At 66.0% G+C, this 25,472-nt stretch carries 20 protein-coding genes; 12 read left to right on the top strand and 8 right to left on the bottom strand.

What is annotated here, in order from left to right:
- Positions 1-3: 3 nt before the first annotated feature.
- The 4 genes from IDF66_RS07155 (at position 4) to IDF66_RS07140 (ending at position 6,373) form a co-directional block, all read left to right on the top strand.
- Positions 4-1,197, top strand: coding sequence for an acyl-CoA dehydrogenase family protein (locus IDF66_RS07155; RefSeq protein ID WP_190266196.1), 1,194 nt, complete (start codon positions 4-6; stop codon positions 1,195-1,197).
- A gap of 328 nt (positions 1,198-1,525) precedes the next feature.
- Positions 1,526-4,303 carry an ABC transporter permease subunit gene (locus tag IDF66_RS24020; protein WP_190266195.1) on the top strand — a complete coding sequence of 926 codons (2,778 nt, stop codon included), beginning with the start codon at positions 1,526-1,528 and terminating at the stop codon, positions 4,301-4,303.
- On the top strand, positions 4,300-5,019 hold the full coding sequence (locus tag IDF66_RS07145; protein WP_190266194.1) for an ABC transporter ATP-binding protein: 720 nt from the start codon (positions 4,300-4,302) through the stop codon (positions 5,017-5,019). Before IDF66_RS24020 ends, IDF66_RS07145 begins: the two co-directional genes overlap by 4 nt.
- 100 nt (positions 5,020-5,119) lie before the next feature.
- Positions 5,120-6,373 carry an ABC transporter substrate-binding protein gene (locus tag IDF66_RS07140; RefSeq protein WP_190266193.1) on the top strand — a complete coding sequence of 418 codons (1,254 nt, stop codon included), beginning with the start codon at positions 5,120-5,122 and terminating at the stop codon, positions 6,371-6,373.
- Between the two features lie 84 nt (positions 6,374-6,457).
- Here the strand turns inward: IDF66_RS07140 and IDF66_RS07135 are convergent, their stop codons facing one another.
- The gene (locus tag IDF66_RS07135; RefSeq protein WP_190266192.1) at positions 6,458-7,678 is read right to left on the bottom strand and encodes a CaiB/BaiF CoA transferase family protein; all 1,221 of its coding nucleotides are present in this window, start codon (positions 7,676-7,678) and stop codon (positions 6,458-6,460) included.
- Between the two features lie 114 nt (positions 7,679-7,792).
- Between IDF66_RS07135 and IDF66_RS07130 the strand changes: the two genes are divergently transcribed.
- Genes IDF66_RS07130 through IDF66_RS07105 form a run of 6 tightly spaced genes read left to right on the top strand, consistent with a single transcriptional unit; the run spans position 7,793 to position 14,506 of the window.
- Entirely contained in the window at positions 7,793-9,337 is a 1,545-nt protein-coding gene (locus tag IDF66_RS07130) for an aldehyde dehydrogenase family protein (protein ID WP_317628609.1), read from the top strand.
- Between the two features lie 52 nt (positions 9,338-9,389).
- Positions 9,390-10,238, top strand: a complete 849-nt coding sequence (locus IDF66_RS07125; RefSeq protein WP_164310659.1) for a mycofactocin-coupled SDR family oxidoreductase — start codon at positions 9,390-9,392, stop codon at positions 10,236-10,238.
- Positions 10,239-10,293: 55 nt separating this feature from the next.
- Entirely contained in the window at positions 10,294-11,103 is an 810-nt protein-coding gene (locus IDF66_RS07120; protein WP_190266190.1) for an NAD(P)-dependent oxidoreductase, read from the top strand.
- Positions 11,104-11,113: 10 nt separating this feature from the next.
- The gene (locus tag IDF66_RS07115) at positions 11,114-12,655 is read left to right on the top strand and encodes a coniferyl aldehyde dehydrogenase (protein WP_317628608.1); all 1,542 of its coding nucleotides are present in this window, start codon (positions 11,114-11,116) and stop codon (positions 12,653-12,655) included.
- Positions 12,656-12,659: 4 nt separating this feature from the next.
- Positions 12,660-14,189, top strand: a complete 1,530-nt coding sequence (locus IDF66_RS07110; RefSeq protein WP_190266188.1) for a class I adenylate-forming enzyme family protein — start codon at positions 12,660-12,662, stop codon at positions 14,187-14,189.
- A 14-nt stretch (positions 14,190-14,203) separates the two neighbouring features.
- Positions 14,204-14,506 (top strand): hypothetical protein, encoded by a 303-nt coding sequence (locus IDF66_RS07105; RefSeq protein ID WP_190266187.1) that lies wholly within the window; start codon positions 14,204-14,206, stop codon positions 14,504-14,506.
- Here IDF66_RS07105 and IDF66_RS07100 read toward each other — a convergent pair.
- From IDF66_RS07100 to IDF66_RS07085, 4 genes are all read right to left on the bottom strand, one after another.
- Positions 14,472-16,055 (bottom strand): HNH endonuclease signature motif containing protein, encoded by a 1,584-nt coding sequence (locus IDF66_RS07100; protein ID WP_190266186.1) that lies wholly within the window; start codon positions 16,053-16,055, stop codon positions 14,472-14,474. The genes IDF66_RS07105 and IDF66_RS07100 overlap by 35 nt on opposite strands.
- A 115-nt stretch (positions 16,056-16,170) precedes the next feature.
- Positions 16,171-16,653 carry a hypothetical protein gene (locus IDF66_RS07095; protein ID WP_190266185.1) on the bottom strand — a complete coding sequence of 161 codons (483 nt, stop codon included), beginning with the start codon at positions 16,651-16,653 and terminating at the stop codon, positions 16,171-16,173.
- 148 nt (positions 16,654-16,801) lie between these two features.
- Positions 16,802-17,422, bottom strand: coding sequence for a cysteine hydrolase (locus IDF66_RS07090; protein WP_190266184.1), 621 nt, complete (start codon positions 17,420-17,422; stop codon positions 16,802-16,804).
- Positions 17,419-18,432, bottom strand: coding sequence for a Rieske 2Fe-2S domain-containing protein (locus tag IDF66_RS07085; RefSeq protein ID WP_190266183.1), 1,014 nt, complete (start codon positions 18,430-18,432; stop codon positions 17,419-17,421). Before IDF66_RS07085 ends, IDF66_RS07090 begins: the two co-directional genes overlap by 4 nt.
- 113 nt (positions 18,433-18,545) lie before the next feature.
- On the opposite strand from IDF66_RS07085, the gene IDF66_RS07080 reads away from it, so the two are divergent.
- Positions 18,546-19,583, top strand: coding sequence for a zinc-binding dehydrogenase (locus IDF66_RS07080; RefSeq protein ID WP_190266182.1), 1,038 nt, complete (start codon positions 18,546-18,548; stop codon positions 19,581-19,583).
- Between the two features lie 26 nt (positions 19,584-19,609).
- Complete coding sequence (locus tag IDF66_RS07075) at positions 19,610-20,683, top strand: LLM class F420-dependent oxidoreductase (RefSeq protein ID WP_190266181.1); 1,074 nt, start codon at positions 19,610-19,612, stop codon at positions 20,681-20,683.
- Between the two features lie 60 nt (positions 20,684-20,743).
- Here the strand turns inward: IDF66_RS07075 and IDF66_RS07070 are convergent, their stop codons facing one another.
- The 3 genes from IDF66_RS07070 to IDF66_RS07060 all read right to left on the bottom strand — a co-directional run bounded on the left by IDF66_RS07070 (position 20,744) and on the right by IDF66_RS07060 (position 25,462).
- Positions 20,744-22,423, bottom strand: a complete 1,680-nt coding sequence (locus IDF66_RS07070; RefSeq protein ID WP_190266180.1) for a thiolase C-terminal domain-containing protein — start codon at positions 22,421-22,423, stop codon at positions 20,744-20,746.
- A gap of 131 nt (positions 22,424-22,554) precedes the next feature.
- On the bottom strand, positions 22,555-23,859 hold the full coding sequence (locus tag IDF66_RS07065; RefSeq protein ID WP_164310670.1) for an amidohydrolase family protein: 1,305 nt from the start codon (positions 23,857-23,859) through the stop codon (positions 22,555-22,557).
- Positions 23,860-23,965: 106 nt separating this feature from the next.
- Positions 23,966-25,462 (bottom strand): acyl-CoA carboxylase subunit beta, encoded by a 1,497-nt coding sequence (locus tag IDF66_RS07060; RefSeq protein ID WP_203589427.1) that lies wholly within the window; start codon positions 25,460-25,462, stop codon positions 23,966-23,968.
- Positions 25,463-25,472 lie beyond the last annotated feature (10 nt).

Here is a 25,472-nt window from a genome sequence, read left to right as displayed (position 1 = left end):
GGCATGGATTTCTCACGAGTCGATCTCACAGCCGACGAGCAGAGCTTCCTGGATGAGATCAGAGAGTTCCTCGCCACGCACGTCACCGACGATGTGCGCCGGCGCGATCGGGAGACCGGTGACAACTTCGACGAGGCCGTCCATCTGGCGATGGGGGCGGCCGGATACCTCGAACGCGAGTACCGCACCGAGGAACAGGGCGGCTTCGACCGTGTCCGGCGGCGCCTCTGGGAGCTCGAGAAGCGCCGTGTCCATGTGCCCTGGGTGACCTGGGGGACCACGTCCATCGTCGCGCGGTCGGTCGAGAACTTCGGCTCTCCGGAGATCCGAGACGAGGTGCTGTCGAAGGTCTTCAGCGGGCATGTACGCCTCTGCCTGGGCTACACGGAGCCGGACGGCGGCTCGGATATCGCCACGTGCAAGACGCGCGCGGTCCGCGACGGTGACGACTGGGTCGTCAACGGCTCCAAGATGTTCACCACGGGCGCGCACAACTGCCAGTACACCTTCCTGATCACCAACACCGATCCGCACGCGAAGAAGCACAAGAGCCTCACCATGTTCCTCGTCCCGCTGGATACGCCGGGAATCGAGATCCAGCCCCTGTGGACCGTCGACGGCGACCGGACCAACATCGTCTACTACAGCGACGTCCGCATCTCGGACAAGTACCGACTGGGTGAGGTCAACGAGGGGTGGACCGTCCTGCGCGGACCACTGGACACCGAACACGGTGTGTCGGCGGCGAACTCCGACGGTCTGGAGGACGTCTCGATCCTCCAGCACCAGGGTTCGTACATGGCGACCACGGTCGACAAGGTGGCTGCGACGGTGTCGACGCCGGACGACGCCGGACGGCGCCGGATCGACGACGGCTCGGTGTCGTATCGTCTCGGGCGCAATGTCGCCCGTGTCGAGGCGTCGTTGAGCACGCCCAACATGTACGGCCGGGTGGCCCTCGCGCAGGCGATGCGGGATGTCGCTCCAGAATTGATGGACATCCTCGGCCCTGCAGCGGTGCTGCCGATCGAGACAGCCGGAGCGGCCGACGACGGCGCGAGCGAGTATCTGTTCCGATGGGCGCCGCTGTGCGGGATCTACGGTGGCACCCTGGAGGTGTTCCGCAACATGATCGCCCAACACGCGCTTGGTCTCGGTCGTCCGAGTTACGCGCAGACCCGGGCCCCCGCAAGCTGAGGCGCTGACAGCCGGCCCCAGGTCAGCTGAATTGATGCCGCCCACCCGGTGCGACCGTCGGTGGGCGGCATTTGTGGTTGGACCTGGTGGATGGCGCGTGAGCTGGGCTGACGACTGCTACATGCCTTCTCCACCAATCGAAGCGAAGCCTACCGAAAGCCTAACTATTACTCATACCGTTGTGATAGCGTGATCGCCGTCACGCTAGCTGGCCCGAAGGGCTCACATCACACTGGAGAACCGGTGGCTGTGACTCTGCCCGGACGGTCGAGGCTCGTCGGTATGCGCGACATTCTCGACAGCGTGCGCGCCTGAAGGGTGGTCCGTAGTGACCGATCACATCCAGTTCCTCCTACTCGGTCTCGGTGCCGGCGGCGTGTTCGCCGCGCTCGCCCTGGCTCTCGTCATCGTCTACCGCAGCTCAGGGGTCATCAATTTCGCCACCGGTTCGATCGCACTGACCGGCGCCTACGTCTACGCCTTCTTGCGTCAGGGCGAGCTGGTCCTGCTGATCCCCGGGGCACCGAAGACGATCGACGTGGGCGGGGACCCGGGCTTCTTCCTAGCCGCGGCGATCTCCGTGATCACTTGTGCCTTCCTCGGCCTGGCGCTCTATCTGATCGTCTTCCGCCCGTTGCGCAATGCGCCACCGGTGGCGCGCGCGGTGGCCTCCATCGGCGTGATGATCGTCTTCGCGGCGGCCACCGCCGCCCAGGTCGGGATCAATCCGGTAGGCGTCGACGCCATCTTCCCGGTCGACATCTGGGATCTCGGGTCGATCCGTGTCCCGCAGGATAGGGTGCTGTTCGCGCTGACCATCGTCGTCGTGGCCATCGCACTGGCCGCCACGTACCGTTTCACCCGATTCGGCCTCGCCACCCGGGCCACCGCGGAGTCCGAAGAGGGTGCGTATGTCAGCGGACTGTCGCCGGATCGAGTCGCGGCCACCAACTGGATGATCGGCTCTGCGGTGGCAGGTCTTGCCGGAATCCTCATCTCGCCGATCGTCCCTCTGACCCCAATGGCCTACACGCTGTTCATCGTGCCCGCATTGGCTGCCGCCGTCATCGGCAGGTTCTCCTCGGTGCTGGCCGCCGTCACGGCCGGACTCGTCATCGGCATGCTGCAGTCCGAGGCGACATATCTTCCCCGCGTGTATGACTGGTTGCCTTCCGCGGGGCTCGTCGAACTGGTGCCACTGGTCATTGTGCTGGTGGTATTGGTGGGTTGGGCGCGGCCGTTGCCGTCCCGGGGTTCGGTGATCGTCTCCGAGCTCGGGAATGCACCGTCTCCCCGTCGACTCGTGATCGGCTGCGTCGTGCCTGCCGCTCTCGCTGTCGTGGTCCTGATCATCGCCGACGGTGACTGGCGCTCGGCGGTCATCACGAGCATGATCCTGGCAGTCATCGGTCTGTCCCAGGTGGTCGTCACCGGGTATGCCGGGCAGGTCTCCCTCGCGCAGTTGACGATTGCGGGTGCAGGCGCCTTCCTGGTCGGCCCGATCACCGAGGACTGGGGCGTGCCCTTCCCGATCGCCCCGCTGCTCGCCGCGCTTCTCGCGGCCGTGATCGGTGTGGTCATCGGACTGCCGGCACTGCGCGTGCGAGGCCTCACCGTGGCAGTCGTCACGCTGACGATGGCGTACACGATCGAAGCGATCTGGTTCCGCAACGATGCATTCGTCGGCGCCGATGGGGTCGACATCCCGGCGCCGGAAATCTTCGGAATCGAACTCGGAATCGGTTCGGGCAGTGCGTATCCTCGCGTTCAGTTCGGCCTGTTGTGTCTGGTGGTCCTGACGGCCGTCGGTCTCGGGGTGGCGTTCCTCCGGAGAAGTAGGGTGGGCACTCGAATGCTCGCCGTGCGTGCCAATGAGCGGTCGGCGGCTGCGTCGGGCGTCGACGTCGTGCGGATCAAACTGTTGGCGTTCGCGATCGGCGCGTTCATCGCCGGACTCGGCGGGTGTCTGTTCGCCTACCAGCAGACCAACGTGTCGTTCCAGCCGTTCACGGTGATCCTCGGTGTCACGTTCTTCGCCACGGTCTACCTCGCCGGGGTCACGTCCATATCCGGTGGCATCCTCAGCGGCCTTCTCGGCACCGGCGCCGTCTTCTACCTTCTCCTCGACCGAGTTCTCGGTGGCAGCGACTACTACCAGGTGATCGTGGGCGTCGCCCTCGTCGTGACGGTCTTGTTCAACCCGGAGGGAATCGTCGGACCGGTGCATTCTGTGATGGCTCGCAGGCGTGGCCGGGGAACGGACGGGCGGACGACGGGATCGACTGTTGTAGAACCGGACTCGACTCTGGGTGACGGTCCGGTTGAACTGGGTGACCCGGTGCTGTCGCTCCGGGATGTCAGCGTGCGCTACGGAGGCGTCGTCGCGGTCGATGGCGTCACGATCTCGGTTCCGTCGGGTGCGATCGTCGGTCTGATCGGCCCCAACGGTGCGGGCAAGACGACACTGATCGATGCGATCAGCGGGTTCGCTCGATCGTCCGGAGTCATCACCCTCGGTTCCGACACACTCGACGGACTGCGATCACATCGAAGGATTCGTGCGGGACTCGGACGGACGTTCCAGGCGATCGAGCTCTACGACGACCTCAGTGTGCGGGAGAACGTGCTGGTCGGTCTGTCAGGTCGGGGGATGTCGGCCGGCGTCGACGAGGCCGATCTCGACGAGATCTTTGCGACACTGGGTCTTTCCGCGGTGAGCGAGGTGGCCGCGGGCGAACTGTCGCAGGGCCAGCGGCAACTGGTGTCGATCGCCCGTGCGCTGGCAGGTCGGCCGCGGGTGCTGCTCCTCGACGAACCCGCCGGCGGCCTGGACACCACCGAGAGCGCCTGGCTGGGTGAGCGGCTCAAGAGGATCCGGGACACCGGGATCACCATCCTGCTCGTCGAACACGACATGAGTCTGGTGCTCGCCATCTGCGATCGCATCGAGGTGCTGAACTTCGGACGTCTCCTGGCCGGCGGTGCGCCGGCGGAGATCCGTGGTGACCCGGCGGTCGCCGAGGCCTACCTCGGCACCGGCAGCACAGAGACGCGCCACGAGGAACGGTCACAATCAGCCGTCCCGTCAGAAGGAGTGGTCCTGTGAGTCTTTCGGTGCGGGGACTGGTTGCGGGGCGCGGGAAGGTGCCCATCGTGCGCAACCTCGACGTCGATGCCCCCGACGGTTCGGTGCTCGCGGTCCTCGGGCCGAACGGTGCGGGTAAATCGACGGTGATGCTGACGCTCGCCGGACTGCTGCCGCGGCTCGGTGGTGAGGTCCTGGTCGACGACAAGCAGCTCCCCAGCGGAAATCCGGCTCGCGCCAACAGGTCGGGGATCGTGTTGGTCCCTGACAACCGAGCGCTGTTCACCGGCCTGACGGTGGCCGACAACATCTCCATCGCGCGACGTCGCCGCGGCGGGATGTCGGACGCCGAGGTGCGAGAACTGTTTCCCGCACTCGAAGCTCGATGGAAACTGGCGGCCGGTGCGCTGTCGGGCGGTGAGCAGCAGATGCTTGCCGTCGCGCGTGCCCTGGTTCAGAAGCCGTCGGTCCTGCTCATCGACGAGATGAGCATGGGCCTGGCCCCGGTGATCGTCGAGAGCCTCCTGCCGACGGTTCGTCGGATCGCCGACACCGGCGGGACCACGGTCGTCCTCGTAGAGCAACATGTGCGGCTCGCGCTCGAAGTCGCCGACGAGGCGCTCGTCCTGGTCCATGGGAACGTCACGCTCCGCGGCCCCGCGGCCGACCTGCGTAAGCACCCTGACCGCCTGCAACAGGCCTACTTCGGGGGTGAGCCGGCGCAGGCAACGAGCTGAACCGATCGTGTTGTGTCACCGAGGCGCCTCGCGCGCAGCATTCGTCGATATCCGCCAATTTCATTCAGAACCAGCTCATTCAGACACAGGAGAACATGAAGTGAAATCCTCAACGAAGCGATGGTCGCTGCTGCCGTGCGTGGCGCTCGCGGTGGTGCTCGTCGCCGCCGGCTGTTCCGGTGACGACGCCGGCTCGCCGTCCGGGAGTACGCCGGACGAGTCCGCGCTGGGCGCGCCGAAGCAGGCGGCCGGAGACCCGGTGAACGTGGTCTTCCAGACGACCGGCGAAAAGGGCGTCACCTACACGCAGGAGAAGAAGGTGGCCGACGCCACCGTGTCCTACATCAACGACTACCTGGGCGGAATCAACGGCCGGCCGCTCGCGATCACGGTGTGCGAGGATCAGGCTCAGGTCAGTCTCGCCCGCGAATGTGCGAACAAGGCCGTGGCGTCCGACGCTGTCGCGGTGATCTCCGGAGATCCCTCCAACCCCGACACCACCACCGCCGTCACCTCGAAGGCGGGCATGCTCTTCATGGACTCCTCGGGTGGTGGGCAGCCGACGCTATCGTCACCGAACACCGCGGTGCTGAGCAACAGCCTGGCGGGTCTGGTGGGCGTCCCCGCGGCCTACGCCAAGGAGAAGGGCATCAAGAAGGTCGCCATCCTGACCATCGACGCGCCGATCGCCACCGGGCCGATCAAGTTGATCGGCCCGATGGCCTTCGGAAATGCGGGCGTGGCGATGGACCTCATCCCGGTGCCGATGGGCACACCGGACATGACACCGCAGATCCAGGCGGCGCTGAAGAACGGTGACGGCATGTTCCACGTGCTGGGCAACGACAGCTTCTGCGCCACTGCATTCAAGGCGATGCGCACACTGAACACCGACGCCCCCGTGACGACGGTCAGCCAATGCATAGGCAACAGCGACGTGGCGTCGCAGATCCCGGGCGGCTACGAGGGCATCAAGGTCGTCCAGTCGAGGTCACTCGATCCGAATGCCGCCGAGACCAAGGTCTTCGAGGCCGTGCTCGCGAAGTACGACGCCCAGGGTGCCGAGGACGGCGCGGCCGCCTACCTCTCGCTGGTCGCCTTCCAGCGGGCCCTCGAAGGGATGAGCGGCGACATCGACCGCACCTCGGTCGCTGCGCGGGTGACGGGCATGCCGGAGTCCAGGCTCCTGCCGCTCAACGCGGGCGCGAAGTACCAGTGCGGCAGCAAGATGATCGCGATCGCGCCGAACATCTGCACCAACGACTCGTTGTTGGGCACCGCCCAGAAGGACGGCACCGTCGTCGACGTCGAGCCGATCGACGTGGCACCACTGTTCCAGCGTCCGGGCGCCTGAGAAGACCCGTCTGAGACAGGACAGAGTTCGGCCCCGGCTCGGTCCATCGAGCCGGGGCCGTATTCATATGTCCGACAGACGCTGTCAGAGAACAGCTCCCGAGACCTTGGCGGCGATGATGTCGTCCCAGGTCATGCCGAGCTCCTGAAGAATCTCCTCGGTGTGCTCGCCGTGCTCGGGGGAGCGACCGGGCGCCGGTGGCGTCTCGTCGAACTGGATGGGTGCACCGACGGTCCGGAAGACGTTTCCGTCGGCGTCGGGCACGCTCATCAGGTACCCGTTGGCCACCGCCTGTCGGTCGTCGAGTACTTCCTCGGGGGTCTGGATGGTCTCCCACACCCCCGGCTCGTCGACGAGGACCTTCTGCCACTCGTCGAGGTCGCGTTCGGCGAAGATCTCGCGGAGTATCTTGGTCGCCTCGTCCTTGTTGCGGGTCAGATTCGCCAGCGGCGTGAACCGTTCGTCGACACCGAGTTCGGGCCGGCCGATGCGCTCGCAGAATCCCTTCCAGTACCGGTCTGCCTGGAGGAACAGCAGCTGCACCCACCGGTCGTCACGGGTCTTGTAGCGGTTCACCACAGGATTCGGGGCGTCACCGAACGCGTACGGCGGGATGCGCTCTATGCCGTGATAATCGGCCGCCGAGATGTCCGGGGCGACCGCCCACATACCCTGGGCGAGCAACGACCCGTCGACCACTGCCGTGCGACCTGTCCGCTCGCGTGCAAAGAGCGCCGCGGCGATCCCGCCCGCCAGCGTGCTCCCGCCCTGCAGGTCGCCGAAGGCGGGTCCCTGCGCAAACGGGAACTCGGCGTTCTCCGGAGACAGCGCGTTGGCCACCCCTGCGCGGGCGGTGTACGAGGACCCGTCGAATCCGCCCTTGTCCCGGTCGGGTCCGAGCGGGCCCTGTCCGCTGCCGCGCGCGATCACCACATTCGGGTTGAAGGAACGGATCCTCTCGATCGACAGACCGGCACGATCGAGCTGACCCGGCAGCCAATTGGTCAGGAACACATCGGCCTTCGCGATGAGTTTGCCGAAGATCGCGATCCCCTCGTCGGTCTTGATGTCCATCGCGATGCTGCGCTTGCCGTGGTTGCCGATCTCCATCATGAAGTTGGCCTTGACACGTGAATCCGCGGGGTCGAGTCCGCCGACCGTCAGGTAGCGGCATGGATCGCCGCCTTTCGTGTCCTCGATCTTGATCACGTCCGCCCCCCAATCGCGCAGAATCACCCCTGCGCTGGGCACATACGTCCACGACGCCAGTTCCACGACCACCACACCGTTGAGCAGATCGGACATCCGCGTTCCCTCCAAAGATTGGCACTACAGCATTGAGAGATATTACTGTAAGAATTACAGTTAGTCATCCGGTCGGGTGGACGCGAGCGAATGTGCGTAGAGCAGGAGGGCTGTGTGAGCGAAGTCGTGGAGAGTACCGGGGCGCCGAGTGTGGAACTCGGGCGTCGCGCAGGCGAGCGATCGGAATCGAGGCTGCTCATCGACGGTGCGTTGACCCCGGCCACCGGTGAGGTGACCTTCGAGAATCTCAGTCCGGCAACCGGGTTGGTGCTGGGAGTGGCGGCCGCTGCGGGTGCCGACGACATGGACCGTGCCATCGGTGCCGCGCGGCGGGCGTTCGACGAGACCGATTGGTCGACCAACCGGCCGCTCCGGAAGCGTTGTCTCGACCAGTTCCAGGCGGCCATCGAATCGGAGAAGGAAGAGCTGCGCGAAGAGCTCGTCGCCGAGGTCGGCTGCCCACTGATGTCCACCTCCGACGCCCAGCTCGAATGGCCGCTGGCCGACTCGTTGCGCTATCCGGCGTCACTCATCGATGACTTCGAGTGGGAGCGCACCCTCGACGGCGGCGGGCTGTTCGGTGCACGCAACGTGCGAACCGTGGTCAAGGAACCGGCGGGGGTGGTCGCGGCCATCACTCCCTCGAACTATCCGATCGAGGTCATCCTCAACAAGCTCGGGCCTGCGCTGGCGGCAGGCAACACCGTGGTCCTCAAGCCCGATCCGAACACGCCCTGGAGCGCAGCGCGACTCGGACGCCTGATCGCGGAGAAGACCGATTTCCCGCCCGGCGTGGTGAACGTGGTGACCACCCCTGACAACGAGGTCGCCGGATTGCTCGCGAGCGATCCACGCGTCGATCTCGTCTCGTTCACCGGTTCGACCGCCGTCGGCCGCCATCTCATGCGCGAGGGCGCAGCCACGATGAAGCGGACCTTCCTGGAACTCGGCGGCAAGTCGGCGATGATCGTGCTCGACGACGCGGATCCGTCCAAGGTCACCATGGGGGCCGTGGGTGCGTGTTCGCACGCGGGACAGGCCTGCGCGGTCAACAGTCGCCTGCTGGTGCATCAGTCGTTGCTCGACGAGGTCGTCGCCAACGTGACTGCGGCTTATCAGATGATCCCGGTCGGGGACCCGGCTCTGGCGGACACCTTTGTCGGGCCGGTGATCAGTGCCGCACAGAAGCAGCGGGTGCTCGGTGCCCTCGAGCAGGCCCGGACCGACGGTGCCGAATTCCACACCGGTGGAGTCGAATACGCCGGTCTGCCCGATCACCTCCGCGCCGGACACTTCGTGGCACCGACCGTCATCACCGGGGTCGACAACTCCGCGGCCATCGCACAGCAGGAGATCTTCGGCCCGGTGGTGGTGATCATGCCGTTCACCGATGACGACGACGCGGTACGGATCGCGAACGACAGCGCCTTCGGGCTCGCCGGCGCGATCCTCTCCGCCGGCAACGAGCGCGGCATGGCGGTCGCGCGACGCATCCGGACCGGCTCGCTCGGCGTGAACGGCGGGATGTTCTACGGCGCCGACGCACCATTCGGCGGCTACAAGAACAGCGGGGTGGGCCGACAGTGCGGCCTCGAGGGGTTCTCGCAGTATCTGGAGACCAAGACCATCGGGTACCGGCTGCCGCGGAACAAGTCGTGACACACATTCGCATGGCCCGAGCTCGTCAGTGACCACAGAAAGGCACCAGAACATGGGAAAACTCGACAACAAGGTGGCCCTCGTCTCGGGCGCAGCCCGCGGACAGGGGCGATCACACGCGATCAGTCTGGCGCAGGAGGGTGCCGACATCATCGCGCTCGATCTCTGCGCGGACCTCGAGGGCAACACCTACCCGCTTGCGCGGCCGGAGGATCTCGAGGAGACCGTCCGGTTCATCGAGAAGGAGGGTGTCCGTGTGCATTCCGTCGTGGCCGACGTGCGTGAACGCAGTGCGGTGTGGAATGCGATCGCCGACGGCGTGAAGCAGCTCGGACGACTCGACATCGTGGTCGCGAACGCCGGTATCTGCCCGATGGGCAAGGGGCAGACCCTGCAATCCTGGTCGGACACCATCGACACCGACCTCGCCGGCGTTTTCAATGTGGTGCAGGGCAGTCTGCCGCACCTCGGCGAGGGCGCGTCGATCATCGCGACCGGGTCGCTGGCTGCGCAACTGGGGAGTGCCACCAATCAGGGGCCGGGTGGGTCCGCCTACAGTCTTGCCAAGCAGATGGTCGCGCGCTACGTCAACGACCTCGCTGTGCAGTTGGCCAAGAAGAACATTCGGATCAACGCGGTGCACCCGACGAATGTGAACACGGACATGCTGCACAACGAGGGCATGTACAAGGTGTTTCGACCCGACCTCGAACATCCGACACGTGAGGAGGCGGAGGTCGCCTTCCCGGCGATGCAGGCCATGCGCGTGCCCTACATCGAACCCAAGGACGTCTCGGAGGCCGTGGTGTTCCTGGCGAGCGACTCCGCGCGATTCATCACCGGCACCCAGCTGCGGATCGACGCCGGAGGCTATGTGAAGTCGGTGCCCTGGAAGGGATGAGCGGTAGGTGGACAACGGTCGGGACACGGTTTCAGCGGAAGGTGAGGTGACGTCGGTGCCAGAGATCATCGGATTCATCGGTGCGGGTCAGATGGGCGAGCCGATGGTTCGCCGGTTGCTCGGTGCCGGTCACGACGTGGTGCTCTACGCACGACGTGACGAGGTGCGGGAACGGCTGGCGGAGGCGGGGGCGCGGCTCGCGGACTCGGTCGCCGATGTCGCGGCCCGGTCCGACATCCTGATCGTCTGCCTGTTCTCGGACGCTCAGTTGGCCGATCTGGCCGGTGGCCCAGATGGATTCATGTCCAACGCGAGAGCCGGCAGTGTGGTGGTCTCGCACACCACCGGCAACGTCAGCACCTTGGAGAAGCTCGGTGCCGAGTACCCCGACGGACCGGCGCTCATCGACGCACCGGTCAGCGGGGCGGCGACCGACATCGAGGCCGGCCGACTCACCGTCCTCCTCGGCGGTGACGAGGCGGCCGTGGAGCGGGCCGAGCCGGTGCTGGCGGCGTACGCGGATCCGATCCTTCGAACGGGTGGACCGGGCAGTGCCCTCAACCTGAAGCTCGTCAACAACATGCTGTTCGCCGCGAATGCCCAACTCGTGGCCGCCGCGGTGGAACTCGGCGAGCGGCTGGGAGTCGGCGGCGAACAGCTGTTGTCGGCGGTCGCGGTCTCCAGTGGGAGGAGTCATGCCCTCGCGTCGGTCCAGCTGTTGGGCGACGTCGGGACCTTCACCAAGGTTGCCTCGCCCTTTCTCCGGAAAGATGTCGCGGCGTGCGTGGTGGCGGCCGAGGATGCCGGTGTCGATCTGGGCTGGCTGCGGTCGGTCGTGGACGCCGGACCGATCGAACTGTCGTGAGGGGCGGGCTGTGAGCACCGTTGACGGAACCGCAGACACCACCGCGTCGGTCTCGCACCGCGACGAGATGCTCGCGCTGATGGAGATGCAGCGCCGGGCCTTCCTCGCCGATGGCCCACCGGACGTGGCCACGCGGCGCAACCGCATAGACCGGCTGGTGGCCCTCATGGTCGACAACGCCGATGCCCTCGTCGATGCACTGGTGCAGGATTTCGGCAGTAAGTCGAGGCTCGGCACCCTGTCGACGGAGATCGTTGGCTGCATCTCACAGATCGAACACACCCGGTCGAACATCCCGAAGTGGATGCGGGAGAGCAAGATCCTGCGTGCCGGTCGGGCATTGGGGATCCGCGCCGAGGTCGTGCCGAGCCCGCTCGGCGTGGTCGGCATCATCGGACCGTGGAACTTCCCGGTGCAGCTGGTGATCGTGCCTGCGGTCGCGGCGTTCGCCGCCGGCAATCGGGTGATGATCAAGATGTCGGAGGTCACCGCCGCGACCGCGGAATTGATGAAGACCTTGGCCGCACAGTATTTCGACCCCGCCGAGCTCGCCGTGGTCACCGGGGATGCGATGGCGGCGGCCGACTTCTCCTCGCTGCCGTTCGATCACCTCTTCTTCACCGGTTCACCGGGCGTCGGCAAGCTCGTGCAACGCGCCGCGTCGGACAACCTGGTCCCGGTCACTCTCGAGTTGGGCGGCAAGAACCCTGTCGTCGTCGCACCCGATGCGGACATCAGACGGTCAGCATCACGGATAGCGCTGGGACGCATGGTGAACGGCGGTCAGGTCTGTGTCTGCCCAGACTACGTGTTCGTCCCGAATGGCCAGATCGATGCCTTTGTCACGCAGGCGAAAGACACGCTGGCCGCGGCATTTCCCTCGGTGGTCGATGATCCCCAGTATCCGGCGAGTGTGAACCAGGCGAATTTCGATCGCGTGATCGGGTTGATCGAGGATGCCCGCCGTCATGGCGCGCGTGTCGAAACCGTTGTCCCGCAGGGTGAGGATCTGCCTGATCCGGACTCACGGAAGATCCCGCCGACCATCGTGCGCGACGTCGACGATCGGATGAGGATCGCGCACGAGGAGATCTTCGGCCCGGTGCTGGTGGTCAAGCCGTACGATCGACTGTCCGACGTCGTCGATCACGTCAATGCTCGGCCGGCGCCGCTGGTGACGTACTGGTTCGGTCCCGACCGGGCCGCGTTCCGGGAGTACGTGCGACACACCCGGAGTGGTGGCGTCGCGCGCAACGAGTTCGGATTGCACATGCTGCCTGCGGCAGCGCCTTTCGGCGGTGTGGGCAACAGCGGGATGGGGGCCTACCACGGCAAGGCGGGGTTCGACACGTTCAGTCACTATCGCACCGTCGTGGGTTCGGACCTGCCGTTCAGTGTGACCACGTCCAGCGCGGTCCAGCCTTTCAGCCGCGCTGCGCGGACGATCGCCGCCATCACGATCCGGAGCGCGCGCCGACGCACGCGACGCAGACTCGGTGGTGATGGTCAGCGCGTGTCCGCTTCAGTACCGACCACATCCGACCTGAGGTGACCTCATGAGTATTCCCTTGCTACTGGAAATGGCGGTCTCGACCGACCCGGAACGGATCGCCATCGCATCAGACGACGTGCGGGTGACCGTGGCCGACATCGACCGCATGAGTGCCCGAGGTGCGGACCGGATTGCCGCCACCGGGGCGGGGCACGTGGTGTACGTCGGAACCGGAGGGGTGCTGTTGCCACTCCTGATCTTTGCCTCGGCGCGCGCCGGTCTGGCGTTCACGCCGCTGAACTACCGCCTCGGCGAATCGGCGTTGCGCGAGCTCATCGGACGGTTGCCCGATCCGGTGGTGATCGCGGACTACGAGTATGTCGGTGTGGTCGAGGGGGCAGGCATACAGACCATCGATTCCGCAGACTTCCTGGCGTCACTCGAGACGCCGCCACTCGAACAACCACTGCCCGAGTTCGATGGCACTGTCGCAGGCGTCGCCGTCGACCCCGACACGGTGGCGGTGGTGCTGTTCACCTCGGGAACGACGTCGCGTCCGAAGGCCGTCGAGCTCACCCATGGGAATCTGACCAACTATGTCATGGGCACAGTCGATTTCGCTTCGGCTGACCCTGACGACGCGGTGCTGATCTGCGTCCCGCCCTATCACATAGCGGGCGTGGGGGCGGCGCTCACCAATCTCTTCGCGGGACGCCGGATGGTCTATCTGCGCCAGTTCGAGCCGGTCGCATGGGTGCGGCTGGTGGGAGAGGAGCGCATCACGACGGCGACCGTGGTCCCGACGATGCTCGACCGGATCGTCGCCGTCATCGAGGCAGAGGAGGCCACGCTGCCCACTCTGCGCAACCTCGCGTATGGCGGGGCCAAGGTCCCGCTGCCGCTGGTGCGCCGGACGCTGGAGTTGCTGCCGCACGTCGGACTGGTGAATGCCTACGGCCTGACCGAGACCAGTTCCACCATAACGATTCTCACGCCGCAGGATCATCGGGACGCTCTCGGCGCAGACGAACCTGCCATCGCACGGCGGCTGGGATCGGTAGGGCGTCCGGTGCCTGGGGTCGAATTGCAGATCCGGGACGAGTCCGGAGATGTGGTGCCCGTCGGCGAGACCGGTGAGCTGTTCATCCGGGGCCCGCAGGTGTCCGGGAAGTACTCCGACATCGGATCCGTGCTGGACGCGGACGGATGGTTTCCGACGAAGGATGTCGCGAGCTTCGATACGGATGGCTATCTGTACATCGGGGGCCGTTCCGACGACACGATCATCCGCGGCGGGGAGAACATCTCGCCGGCCGAAGTGGAGGATGTGCTGGTGGAGCATCCACAGGTCCGGTCGGTGGCCGTGATCGGTGTGGACGACGTCGAGTGGGGTCAGGCGATGACCGCCGTCGTGGTGCCGAGGGCCGGCACCGATCCGGATCCCGAAGAGCTGCGGGCCTTTGTCCGCGGTCGACTGCGCGGCTCCCGGACGCCTGATCGAGTGGTGTTCCGCGACGATCTGCCGACCACCCCGACCGGAAAACTTCTGCGGCGCGTTCTGGTTGCGGAACTTCGCCCGGTGCGGGCTGAATAGCAAAGGAGCATGTGATGATCAAGACTGGTAGTCGGTTGGCGAGCCAGGTGTGCGACACCCAGGTCATCGTGATCAGCCCGGCGGATTCGCTGGACGATCTACGGTGCGGCGGTGTCGCGATGGTGGAAGTGGGTACTCCGGCGGCTGATGGCGTCTCTCTCGATGATCGGTTCGCGGGCGGGACGGTGCTCGGCAAGCGTTACGTCGATGAGGGAGGTGCCGAGGTCCTGGTGACGAAGGCGGGTGCCGGTGCATTGTCGGTGGGCGATGTGGTTCTCGTATTCAAGGAGTCGAAAGCGTTGCCGGCCAGTGACTGATATCGATCCGGGTGCGTTGGGGGCATCCGTGGGCGAGTAGCCGGCCGAGACCGCGCTCGGCGATCGACCGGTTGTCGCGAGCCGTTGGTGTGCTCGGTTCAACCGGGTTGTGGGCAGGGGTCATCGCCTCTTCGCGAACGTAACGGTGGAAGACGTCGCCGATGCTGTGGCCGCGGTTGACGCGTGCAGGTGGGGGTGGGCCGGTGCCGTCGGTGTTGAGTGCCCATTCGGCGTGTCCGGCGTCGGGCCCTTCTCGGATGATGCGGGTTGTCCACTGTCCGGGTTTGGGGCCGACCATTCGGTTGTGCCGGGGGCATGCCGGTGCGAGTTGGTTGATGTCGGTGAGGCCGCCGTCGGCCCAATCTCGTTCGGCGTGATGGACTTCGACTTGTGTGAACGGTTGGCTGCAGCTGGGGCACGAGCAGCCGCTCCCGCCGGGCTGGGCGAAGAGCATGAATCGCTGTGCCTGGTTGGCGAGTCTCTTGGCGGTGCCGAGGTAGAGCGACTGTGCGGTGTGGTCGGCGAACACGGCCAAGTGCATGTGGGCGCGGGCGGCCAGCTCGACGACGTCGCTGATCGGCAAGCGGGCACCGGTGGCGGTGTGTCCGACGCCTGCGAGCTCGCGGAGTTCGGATTCGGTGATCTTGACGATCAGGTGCGGTGGCAGGCCGCGGTGGCTGGTGCCGAGGGCGCCGCCGTCCAGAGCTGTCTCGAGCAGGGCCTTGAGTGCATCGTGGTTGCGTTGCGCTGGTGACCTGTTGTCGCGCTGGGCAGCTTCTCTCAGCGTTCTCGGGTCGGCATTGTCCTTCATTCCGGCAGGCGATTGGTCGTCGTCGGGGTTGTTCATTCCCGGCTCCGCCCAGGCAGCGAGTACGACGTCGAACATGGCGCGGGTTGTGGGGTCGAGGCTGCCGCGGAGTCTGCTCATGGACTGGGCGTCCTGCTTGCCGAGGCTCAATCCGCGTTGCCTCTTGCGGTCGCGGTCGTCGGTGAGGGTGCCGTTGGGGTCCAGGTGGGCGAGCAGACGTGCGCCCAGGTCGGTGAGTTCGCGCGGAGTGTGTTCGCGGGCCAGATCGGCGAACATGGCTTCGGCCGCGTCCTTCTCGTCGGCGGGTATGGCCGCGGGAATGCGGTCGAGTGTCTCCAGGACTGCCTGGACGTGAGCGGGGCCGATGGCGCCCTCGGCCAGCGCTCGCGCGGTGTTCGGGCAGCGCGGTGGCAGGAGCTCGCCGACGATCGAATACATCCGGCCCACCGCCTCCATCTGCTTCATCCGGCGTCGCGGATCGCTGATGCGTAGCCGATAGGACATGAAATCGGCCAGCGACCGGTAGCCGGACTTGCGGTGTGCGTCACGGTCGGAGACGTCCAACACCCGACGGTGTCCGATCCAGCTCATCCGCCGAGCCGCGCGCTCGTGAGACTCTGCGGCAGCGACGATCTCGGTGTCGGTTGCGGCCGTGGTCTCGAGTTCTTCGATCTCGTCGAGGAGGGCGTGGAGTTCACGGTAGCGGGCAGAGATCGCGGATTCCTCGGCGTGGTACGCCATCGCGCTGCACCCCCCGGAAGCATCGAGTCGAACGTATGTTCGAAGTCTATTGCATGGTCTGCCGGTGTGCAAGCCCGTTTCGACAGGGATCTGGAGAACTTCGCGAGCCCACTGCTCATCCCGCGGTATCGCCCAATCGGCCGATCTGACCGATATTCTGGCCGCGTCCGTCGACCCACACCGCTTCGTCGTCGGCGAGGCGCGGCGTGCAGAATCCGCCGCCGTCTGCCCACGGCCAGGCGACGTGAGCCCGGGCCACTTCATCCTGAACGACATAGGCCAGGTATCGGGCAATCTCGTCCTCGGTGCTGTCGAGCGGCGCCGCTTCGCAGGTGCCCAGACCTTCGGCGGGTCGCCCCTCGCTCGTGACCGAACTCAGCACGGCCACGTAACCGCTGTGGTCGTCGTACTCGCCGACCCAGTCGATGCGCTCGATCCGGCCGGCGTATTGGCGGGCGCGCAGGTCGTGACCGACCCGACGTAGTGCCACTTCCCATTCTGCAGGCAGGTCGATCTCCGGCACCTCGACACCGGCCTGGGGCGTCCAGACGGCCGTCAGGACCTGCTCATACCCCTGCTGCCCCAGCGTCTTCACCATCGGGCCAACCCAACTCCGCGTGTGCGGGCAGCCCGACGGCACGTCCCGGATGTCCGGGGCCTTTGGGTGGCCCGCGATCCGGTACGGGCGTCTCGCACACGGCCTCGGTCTGCTCGGCGGCGAGATCTCATGCGGTGTCGGTCGGCCCTCACGCCCGCGCCCAGGCCGAGGACAACTCGTCGGTGGTCGTGACGGTACACAACATCCGTAAGGTGTTGCGGATCATGGCCTCACCGTATTCGGTCGGCACGCCGGCGACTGCATCGCGCGGGAGTACGACCCGATACGAGGCGTTGACCGCGTCCATGACGAGATTCGGGATCGCGACGTTCAGTGAGACGCCGACGGCGACGATGGTCGTGATGCCGAGGTTGCGCAGCACGGCGTCGAGGTCGGTACCGCCCATCGGACCGATGCCGTGGAGGCGAGTGAGGATCACATCGGATGGCTCCGGGCCGAGTTCGGGTACCAATGAGGCTCCGGGGCTGCCCGGTGTGATCGACACCTGACTGCGGCCGACCTCGAACAGCTTGGCGTTGTGGTTGGAGCCGAGCCCGTCGCCGCGTCTCGCGACCAGACAGTGGATGACGGGCACGTCGACGTCGCGGGCGACCTCGAGGAGCCTGCCGATGTTGGGCAGCGCCTCGCGGCGCGCCTCGTCGGCCAGGGCCTTCAGGCCGGCATCCGGCCCGACGACCGCACCCTGGCACTCCTGCGTGACGATGGCGGTATGGCGTGGGTCGACGAGTTCCGCCAGCGTCGTGCTCACACTCCCGCGTGGGTGTCGGCCGGTGGTACGTCATAGAACTGGGTCGCCCACCGGCGCATCGCCATGTACGGTTTCGCGTCGATGCGCGCGAGTGGCGGTCGCTCCACGTACTTCTGGTAGCGCCAGATGCCGAGATCCTCGAAAACGGTCACGAGGAAACGGTCCTCGACCTTCCGCTGGATGTCCTCGGGCGGGATGTCGGGCTCGTCGAGACTGCGTTTCGGCCACCAGATCGAATAGAAGAGATCCGAGTAACCGTCGTCGACAGGCGTGCACGCGAAGATGAGCCGGTGATTCTGGGCGCCTTCGAAGGCGCTCATGGCATACCCGAGTCCCGAGAAGTGACTGTGGATACGCAACGACATCGTGTCGGGATCATCGCTGTCCGCGTCCGGCCAGCCCGTGAGGAAGCGCCACTCGTTGTCGACGGCCTCCCATTCCAGGCACACCGGGGTGACGCTCGCGCCGTGCACATAGCGGAAGTGTGAACTGTCCGGCCCGTTCTCCGCGACGATCTGCGGGTGCACCGGCTCTCGCTCGGCACGACGCGAGAACTCGGGATAGATCCGGTAGTACTCTTCCGGTCCGGCCGTGATCTCCGGGAACTTGGCGAAGATGTCGGGTAGGTCCCACTGCGGCGGTTCACCTTCGGGCTGGTGCCACATGAAGACGATGCCGTACTGCTCGCGGACCGGATAGACCTGAAGCCTCAGGACCTTGTTGGGCCGGTCGGGCTCATACGGGATGTATCGGTTGGAGCCGTCGGGGCCCCACCGCCATCCGTGGAACGGGCACTCGACGCAGTCGCCGACCACCTTGCCGCCGTGCCCGAGGTGAGCGCCGAGGTGCTTGCAGTGACCGGTCATCACGTGGAGTTCACCCGAGTCGTCGCGGTAGGCGACGAGATCCTCACCGAAGTAGTGCAGCGGTTTCGTCTCTCCCTCGGGGAACTCCGGTGACCAGCCGATCACGAACCACCCGGTGACCTTCCAGGTGAACGGAACCTCCATCGTCGCCTCCACTCGCTCGCACTTCATTCGTCAATGCGTCGCAGGCTGCCATCGCATTGATTACTGTTGCTATTACAGTAATACACTGTTCCGGTGTAGGGGAGGAGTTTGCCGTGCGCGCAGTTGTCGCCCGGGATGGCGTGGTCGGGGTCGAAGTGGTCGACGATCCGTTGCCCGGCCCAGGCCAGGTTCTGGTGGAGCCGCTCGCCTGCGGGATCTGCGGATCGGACATGCATCTGGTGTCGACGCAGGCCGAGATGCCCGATCTGGTGCCACCGATCATCCTCGGCCACGAGTTCGTCGGCCGCATCCTCGACAACGGTCCGGGGGGTCGGGGCCGATTCCCCGTCGGTTCGGTCGTGACCTCTGTTCCCTATCTCGACACAGCCGACGGGCCGCAACTGATCGGGCTGTCGCCCCTCGCATCCGGTGGGCTCTCGGAGCAGATGGTGTTACAGGACAGGCGTCTGCTCCCAGTGCCCGAGGCGATGATCGCCGACCACGCCGCCCTTGCGGAGCCGCTCGCTGTGGGTGCGCATGCGGTCGCCGAAGCGCAGATGGACACCGACGACGTCGCGCTTGTCATCGGATGCGGCCCCGTCGGATTGGCGGTGATCGCAACGCTGAAGGCCGCCGGGCACGGGCCGGTCGTCGCGGCCGACTTCTCGCCGAGCCGACGTAGTGTGGCCGAGCGGATCGGTGCCGACGTGGTGGTCGATCCCGGGCATCATTCTCCCTATCGTCGGTGGACCGAACTCGCCGGGCGGGAATTGCCCTCGTCGCCTCTGTTGGAGTCGGACCGACGCGCCCATACCGTTCTCTTCGAATGTGTTGGCCTGCCCGGCATTCTCGCCGAGGTGATGAATTCGGTTCATGCGCACACGCGGATCGTGGTGGTGGGCGTGTGCACCGAGCCCGACACGGTGACACCCATGATCGCGAACGTGAAGGAATTGTCGCTGCGGTTCGTGTTCGCCTATCGGCCCGAGGAGTTCGCGCGAGCGCTCGACTGGATCGCCGACGGGACCATCGACGTCGCGCCATTCATCACCGGGGTGCGCACGCTGGAGGACGCTGCGAAGTCGTTCACGGATCTCCGTGCGCGCGAGAGGCATTGCAAGATCCTGCTGAAGCCGGGAGGGGAAGGATGACGCAGAGAGGGATGACGCACGCAGGAATGACGCAGACAGGGACGACCCAGACAGGGACGACACACACGGGCGAGCCCGGACGCGGACGCCTGGCGATCGATTCCGGGGTGGCCAGTCGCCTCACCGGGGTCCCCGAATCGGCGAGAACCGTCGAGGACCAGGGGTTCGACGGCTGCTGGGCGGGCGAGACCAATCACGATCCGTTCCTGGCATTGACCCTGGCCGCGGAACACACATCGCGTATCGAGCTGGGGACCAACATCGCGGTCGCGTTCGCGCGGAATCCGATGTCGGTGGCGAGTCTGGCCTGGGACCTCCAGGATCTCTCGCACGGGCGGTTCAACCTCGGCCTGGGTACGCAGATCAAACCGCACATCGAAAAGCGCTTCGGGATGCCCTGGAGCGAGCCGGCCGAGCGCATGCGCGAGTTCGTCGATGCGCTGCAAGCCATCTGGTCGGCGTGGCAAGACGGCACCAGGCTGCGGTTCGAGGGCCGGTTCTACACCCACAAGATCATGTCGCCGATGTTCACACCGGAGCCCAACCCGTATCCGGCGCCCAAGGTGTTCCTGGCCGCGGTGGGCGAGAGGGTGACCGAGATGTGCGGTGAGGTTGCCGACGGTCTGCTGACCCACCCATTCACCACCCGGCGCTTCCTGGACGAGGTGACATCACCGATGGTTCAGCGCGGCCTCGACAGATCTGGTCGCGCACGAGCCGGGTTCCAGTTGACCTCACCGGTCTTCGTGGTCACCGGCGAGACGGAACAGGGCTTCGTCGAGGCGGCCGCGGCCACGCGCCGTCAGATCGCCTTCTACGGGTCGACCCCGGCCTATCGGAAGGTGCTCGAACTGCACGGATGGGGAGACCTGCAGACAGAACTCCACGACCTGTCGCTGCGGGGGGAATGGGAGACGATGGGGGAGTTGATCACCGACGAGATCCTGGCGACCTTCGCGGTCGTCGCACCCGTCGACGAGGTCGCCGACGGGCTCCTCGACAGGTGTGCAGGAGTGATCGACCGTGCGGTACCCGCACTGCCCACGAATCTGTCGGCGGAGGCGAAGTCGCGGATCGTCGCAGATCTCCGGTCGACGTAATCCCCGAACCCGACGAGGGGATCGCGGCGAGTTCATCTCTGACGGCCGACGCTGCCGAGATCACCGGTCAGATCGCAGCAACATCACGCCGCTCGGCGTGAGGCCGCCGCTGCTCACGACACCGACCCGCGCGTCGCTCACCTGACGCTCCCCGGCCTCGCCGCGCAACTGGGTGATGGCCTCGTGCAACAACCCCATCCCGTGAGTGCGTCCGTGCGACAGCTGGCCCCCGTGGGTGTTCAGGGGCAGCAGGCCGTCACGGGCGATATTCCGTCCACCGTCGAGAAAGTCCTTGCCCTCGCCGATGCCGCAGAAGCCCAATGCCTCGATCCACGACAGGCAGTTGAACGTGAAGCCGTCATAGAGTTCGGCGATGTCGACGTCGGCCGGCCGGAGATCCGTGCGCGACCACAGATGCGCGGCCGGTCCCAGCACCTGCGGTTCGTGCGTGGACGTGCTCTGGTCCCAGTCGAGCTTCTCGATCAGCTGGGTGCCGACGGCCTCTACGCGGACCGGCGGTTTCGCCACGTCCGCGGCGGTGTCGGCGGCCGACACGACGACTGCCACCGCGGCATCGCAGGGCACGTCGCAGTCGAGGAGCCCGAACGGTGTGGTGATGGTGCGCGCCGAGAGGTAGTCGTCCATCGTCAGTGGATCACGGTAGACGGCAGCGGGATTCAAGGCCGCGTTGGCGCGCTGATTGAGTGCGATCCACCCGAGCGTCTCCCGTGAGGTGCCGTACCTGTGGAAATGTCGGTGCGCGGTCTGGGCGAGAGTGTGCGCCGCCGAGACGCCACCGAACGGCAGCGACCATCCCATCAGACCGCTGACCCGCGTGGCGGAGGGTGCAGGAAGGCGGCCCTGACGCAGCAACTCGTCGTGGGTGGACTGCCAGACGGTACGGAAGCACAGGACGTGCCGGGCCAGTCCGGTGGCCACCGCCATCATCGCTGCGATCACCGAGCCGCCGGGCCCGAAGGTCTCGCCGCCGCCGTTGTACCAGGTTGGCTGGATGCGCAGCGCAGATTCCAGTGCGGTGATGCCACCTTCGCTGTAGCCGCCCTCGGGACCGCCGGACGGGTAGGTCGAGAGTCCGTCGATCTCGTCGAATGTCAGGCCGGCGTCGGCGACGGCGCGTTCACACGCCTCGATCGTCAACGCCAGCGGCTCGCGCATCAGACGACGACCGATCTCCGACGCTCCGATGCCGCTGAGAATCGCCTTGTCCTCGAACTTCTCGCGCGAGGCCATCGGGCGGACATGCTTCGGATAATCCCCGGGTGCGATGGGATCGTCGGGGAGTTCACGTAGCTCGGCGTCCGGGGAGGTGCCGGCGGAGGGAATCGGCCGGAACAGCGGAAGCCAGACGTCGTCGTGGTGCTCGAAGACGACCTCGACCGGCATACCCAGTCGGATGTCATCGTGCTGGCAGCCGACCAGCCGGGTGGTGAGGCGGACGCGGGGATCCTCGTCGAGCGCGACCTCGGCGACCACGTACGGCGGATTCAGGCCGGGGATCGAGAACCGCTCGTTCACGGTGTACCCGAACAGGATTCCGTTACCGGACACCGCTCGCTCATGTGTTCTGCCGGATCGGCAGTGCGGGCAGATGGGTTTCGGCGGGTGGATCAGACTGTCGCAGGCGAGGCACTCCTGGACACGGAGGTGGCCGTCTTTGCCCGAGGTCCAGAAGAACTCGGTCTCGGGTAGCACCAGGGGCAGAATACGGTCGGACGACATCGTGTGCGGTTCCTTCACTCGGTCGGTGTCTGTGGTGCCGATTGTCGTGCCAGACAACAGATGCGGCCGGCCCGGAGGTCCCCGGTCCGGCCGCATCCGATTGCGGCGGTGGTGTGCTTGTGGTCAGGACATCACTTCTTGGCGCGCGAGTGGCCGGTCGCGGCCTTGATCTGCTGTTCCCAGGCTGCGAGTTTCTGCTCCGGATTCGACTCGTGTTTGCTGAGCGCCCGGATGGTCACATCGTGATCGGCCGACGAGGCCCGCAGAGCGCCAACCGTGGCCTGCTGTTTGGGCACGTGCTTGAACGGATCGAAAGAGTACCAGTCCATCGCGTTGAGGTGAGTCATCTTGTTGATCTCATCGTCGGGGACCTGCTCCTCGTCGAACACCCCGCCGAGTTCCTCTGGAGCGCCGGGCCACATCGAGTCGCTGTGGGGATAGTCCATCTCCCAGGAGATGTTGTCGATGCCGATCTTGTGGCGCAGCTTCACGCCGAGTGGGTCGCTGATGAAGCAGGTGAGGAAGTGATCGCGGAACACCTCGCTCGGCAGCTTCCCGCCGAAGTCCTGCAACGTCCACGTGGCATGCATGTCGAACGTACGGTCCACGCGTTCGAGGAAGTAGGGGATCCAGCCGGTCCCGCCTTCGGAGAGGGCGATTTTGAGATCCTTGTACTCCTTCACCGGCTTCGACCACAGCAGATCCGCGGCGGCCGAGACGATGTTCATCGGCTGGAGCGTGATCATCACGTCTGGAGGTGAATCCGTTGCCGGGATGGACAGTCGGCCCGAGGAGCCGATGTGCACCGAGAGCACGGTGTCGGTGTCCACCAACGCCTTCCACAGCGGTGCCCAGTAGTCGTCGTGGAAGCTCGGGTACCCCAGCGCGGCCGGATTCTCGGTGAAGGTGAGCGAGTGCACGCCCTTCTTCGCGACACGTCGCACCTCTTGCGCGCAGAGTTCGGCGTCCCAGATCACCGGCAGTGCCATGGGGATGAAACGTCCCGGGTACGCGCCGCACCACTCGTCGATGTGCCAGTCGTTGTAGGCCTGCACCAATGCGAGAGAGAAATCCGAGTCCTCGGTCGCGAACAGTCGTGCGGCGAAACCGGGGAACGAGGGGAAGTTCATCTGGGCGAGGACGCCGCCGGCGTTCATGTCCTTGACGCGCTCGTCGACGTTGTAGCAGCCCGGTCGGATCTCGTCGAGGCCTTCGGGTTCGAGGCCGTACTCCTCTTTCGGTCGCCCGGCCACGGCGTTGAGCGCCACGTTCGGGATGATGCGGTCGCGAAACTTCCACATGTCGGCGCCGTTGTCCATGTGCACCAACCGCGGAGCATCGGCAGCGTACTTCGCCGGCAGGTGGTCCTTGAACATATCCGGCGGCTCGATGATGTGGTCGTCGACGCTGATCAGGATCATGTCGTTCTTGTCCACGTCGGACTCCTTTCTGAGACCTCTACAGTATGTCTTACCATAGACATCATCGGTAGGCTCTTGGGCAGGTGAGATCGAGCTCGTGGGGTGGACGCGTCCACCGAGTTCACGGGGTGATCGCGGTGCGGCTGACCGGCTCGGGCGCGGACTGACGCGCGTAGAGGCCGCGTCGCAGCGCGGTGAGTAGTTTGTTGCGTGTCTCGCGGGGATCGATCATCTCGTCGAATCCCATGTGCTCGGCCGAGCTGTAGGACGCCGCGAGCTCCATGTCGCGCAGCACCGTGGCGAAGTCCTCGCCCGCTTTCGTCGCCTGGCCCATTGCGGCCGCGCCCATCGCGCCCATCGTCGCTCCGGGGTAGGCGAAGGTCGCCACCTGATCGTCGAAGCCCAACAGCGACATGACCATCGACCCGAAGCCGAATGCCTTGCGAAGAGTCACATGCAGCTTGAGGGTGGTGGCGGTGGTCTGCGCGGCGAACATCCGCGCCCCGCTGCGCAGGACGCCGCTCTGCTCGGAATCACTGCCCGGGAGCATTCCGGGATTGTCGGTGAGGAAGATCAGCGGCAGGTGGAAGGAGTCGGCCACGGTGATGAAATGCGCGGCCTTGTCGGCGGCGTCTGCATCGATCGAACCGGCCAGCACCAGCGGTTGGTTGGCGACCACGGCCACGGGGTGTCCGCCCAGATGGGCGAGGGCGCAGATGATCGCCGGACCGAACTCCGGTTGCACCTCGAACCAGTCCGGTCGGTCGAAGACCACGTCGAGCACGTCGCGGGCGTCGTAGACGTACTTGTTGTCACGGGAGATGATGTCGAGCAACTCGGGTGTCTCGCGCGGCTCACCGGAGTCGTCGACGGGCAGCGACGGTGGGTACGACCAGGCGCTGGACGGAAAGTACGACAGGTAGCGCCGGATGGCGTCGAGGGCTGACTCGTCGTCCTCGGTCACGTTGTGGACGACCCCGCTCGGCAGCGCGACGTCGGGGCCGCCGAGGTCTTCCTTCGAGATGTCCTCGCCGGTGGACTGCTTCACCACCGGCGGGCCGGCGGTGAAGATGGCGCCGGATGGGCTCATCACCGAGAAGTCGCAGACGGGTGAGACCAGTGCCCCGTGGCCCGCCGACGGTCCCAGGACTCCCGAGATCAGGGGGACCTTGCCGGAGCAGCGTGCCTGCGCGAGCAGGTCGGTCGGTGTCCGCCCGTAGTGGTCGCCGGTGGGACGGAAACCGGCGCCCTCGAGCAGTATGATCATCGGCACCTTCGTGCGTAACGCCAACTCGGCCAATCGGTATCGCTTCGAATTGCTGCCCGGGGCGATCGTGCCGGCGATGGTGGTGAAGTCCTCGGCACCGATCAGGACCGGTCGTCCGTCGATCTCGCCGGTTCCGGTGACGATGGCATCCGCGGCGATGTCACCACCGACGAGGGTCCCGAATTCCTGGAAGCTGCCGGGGTCGAGGAGGTACTCGATACGCGCTCGCGCATCGAGCTTGCCCTTGGCGTGGTGCTTGGCGAGACGCTCGGGACCGCCCATGCCCAATGACGTCTGCCGTCGCCGTTCCAGATCGTCGAGTGTGTCGGTCCAGCTGTCCGCGTACGTCACCTGGCTGCCC

The organism is Gordonia hankookensis (assembly GCF_014673215.1).
Lineage (GTDB): Bacteria > Actinomycetota > Actinomycetes > Mycobacteriales > Mycobacteriaceae > Gordonia > Gordonia hankookensis.
The sequence above is the reverse complement of the archived record's forward strand: the minus strand, read 5'-3'. Positions and strand labels throughout refer to the sequence as shown.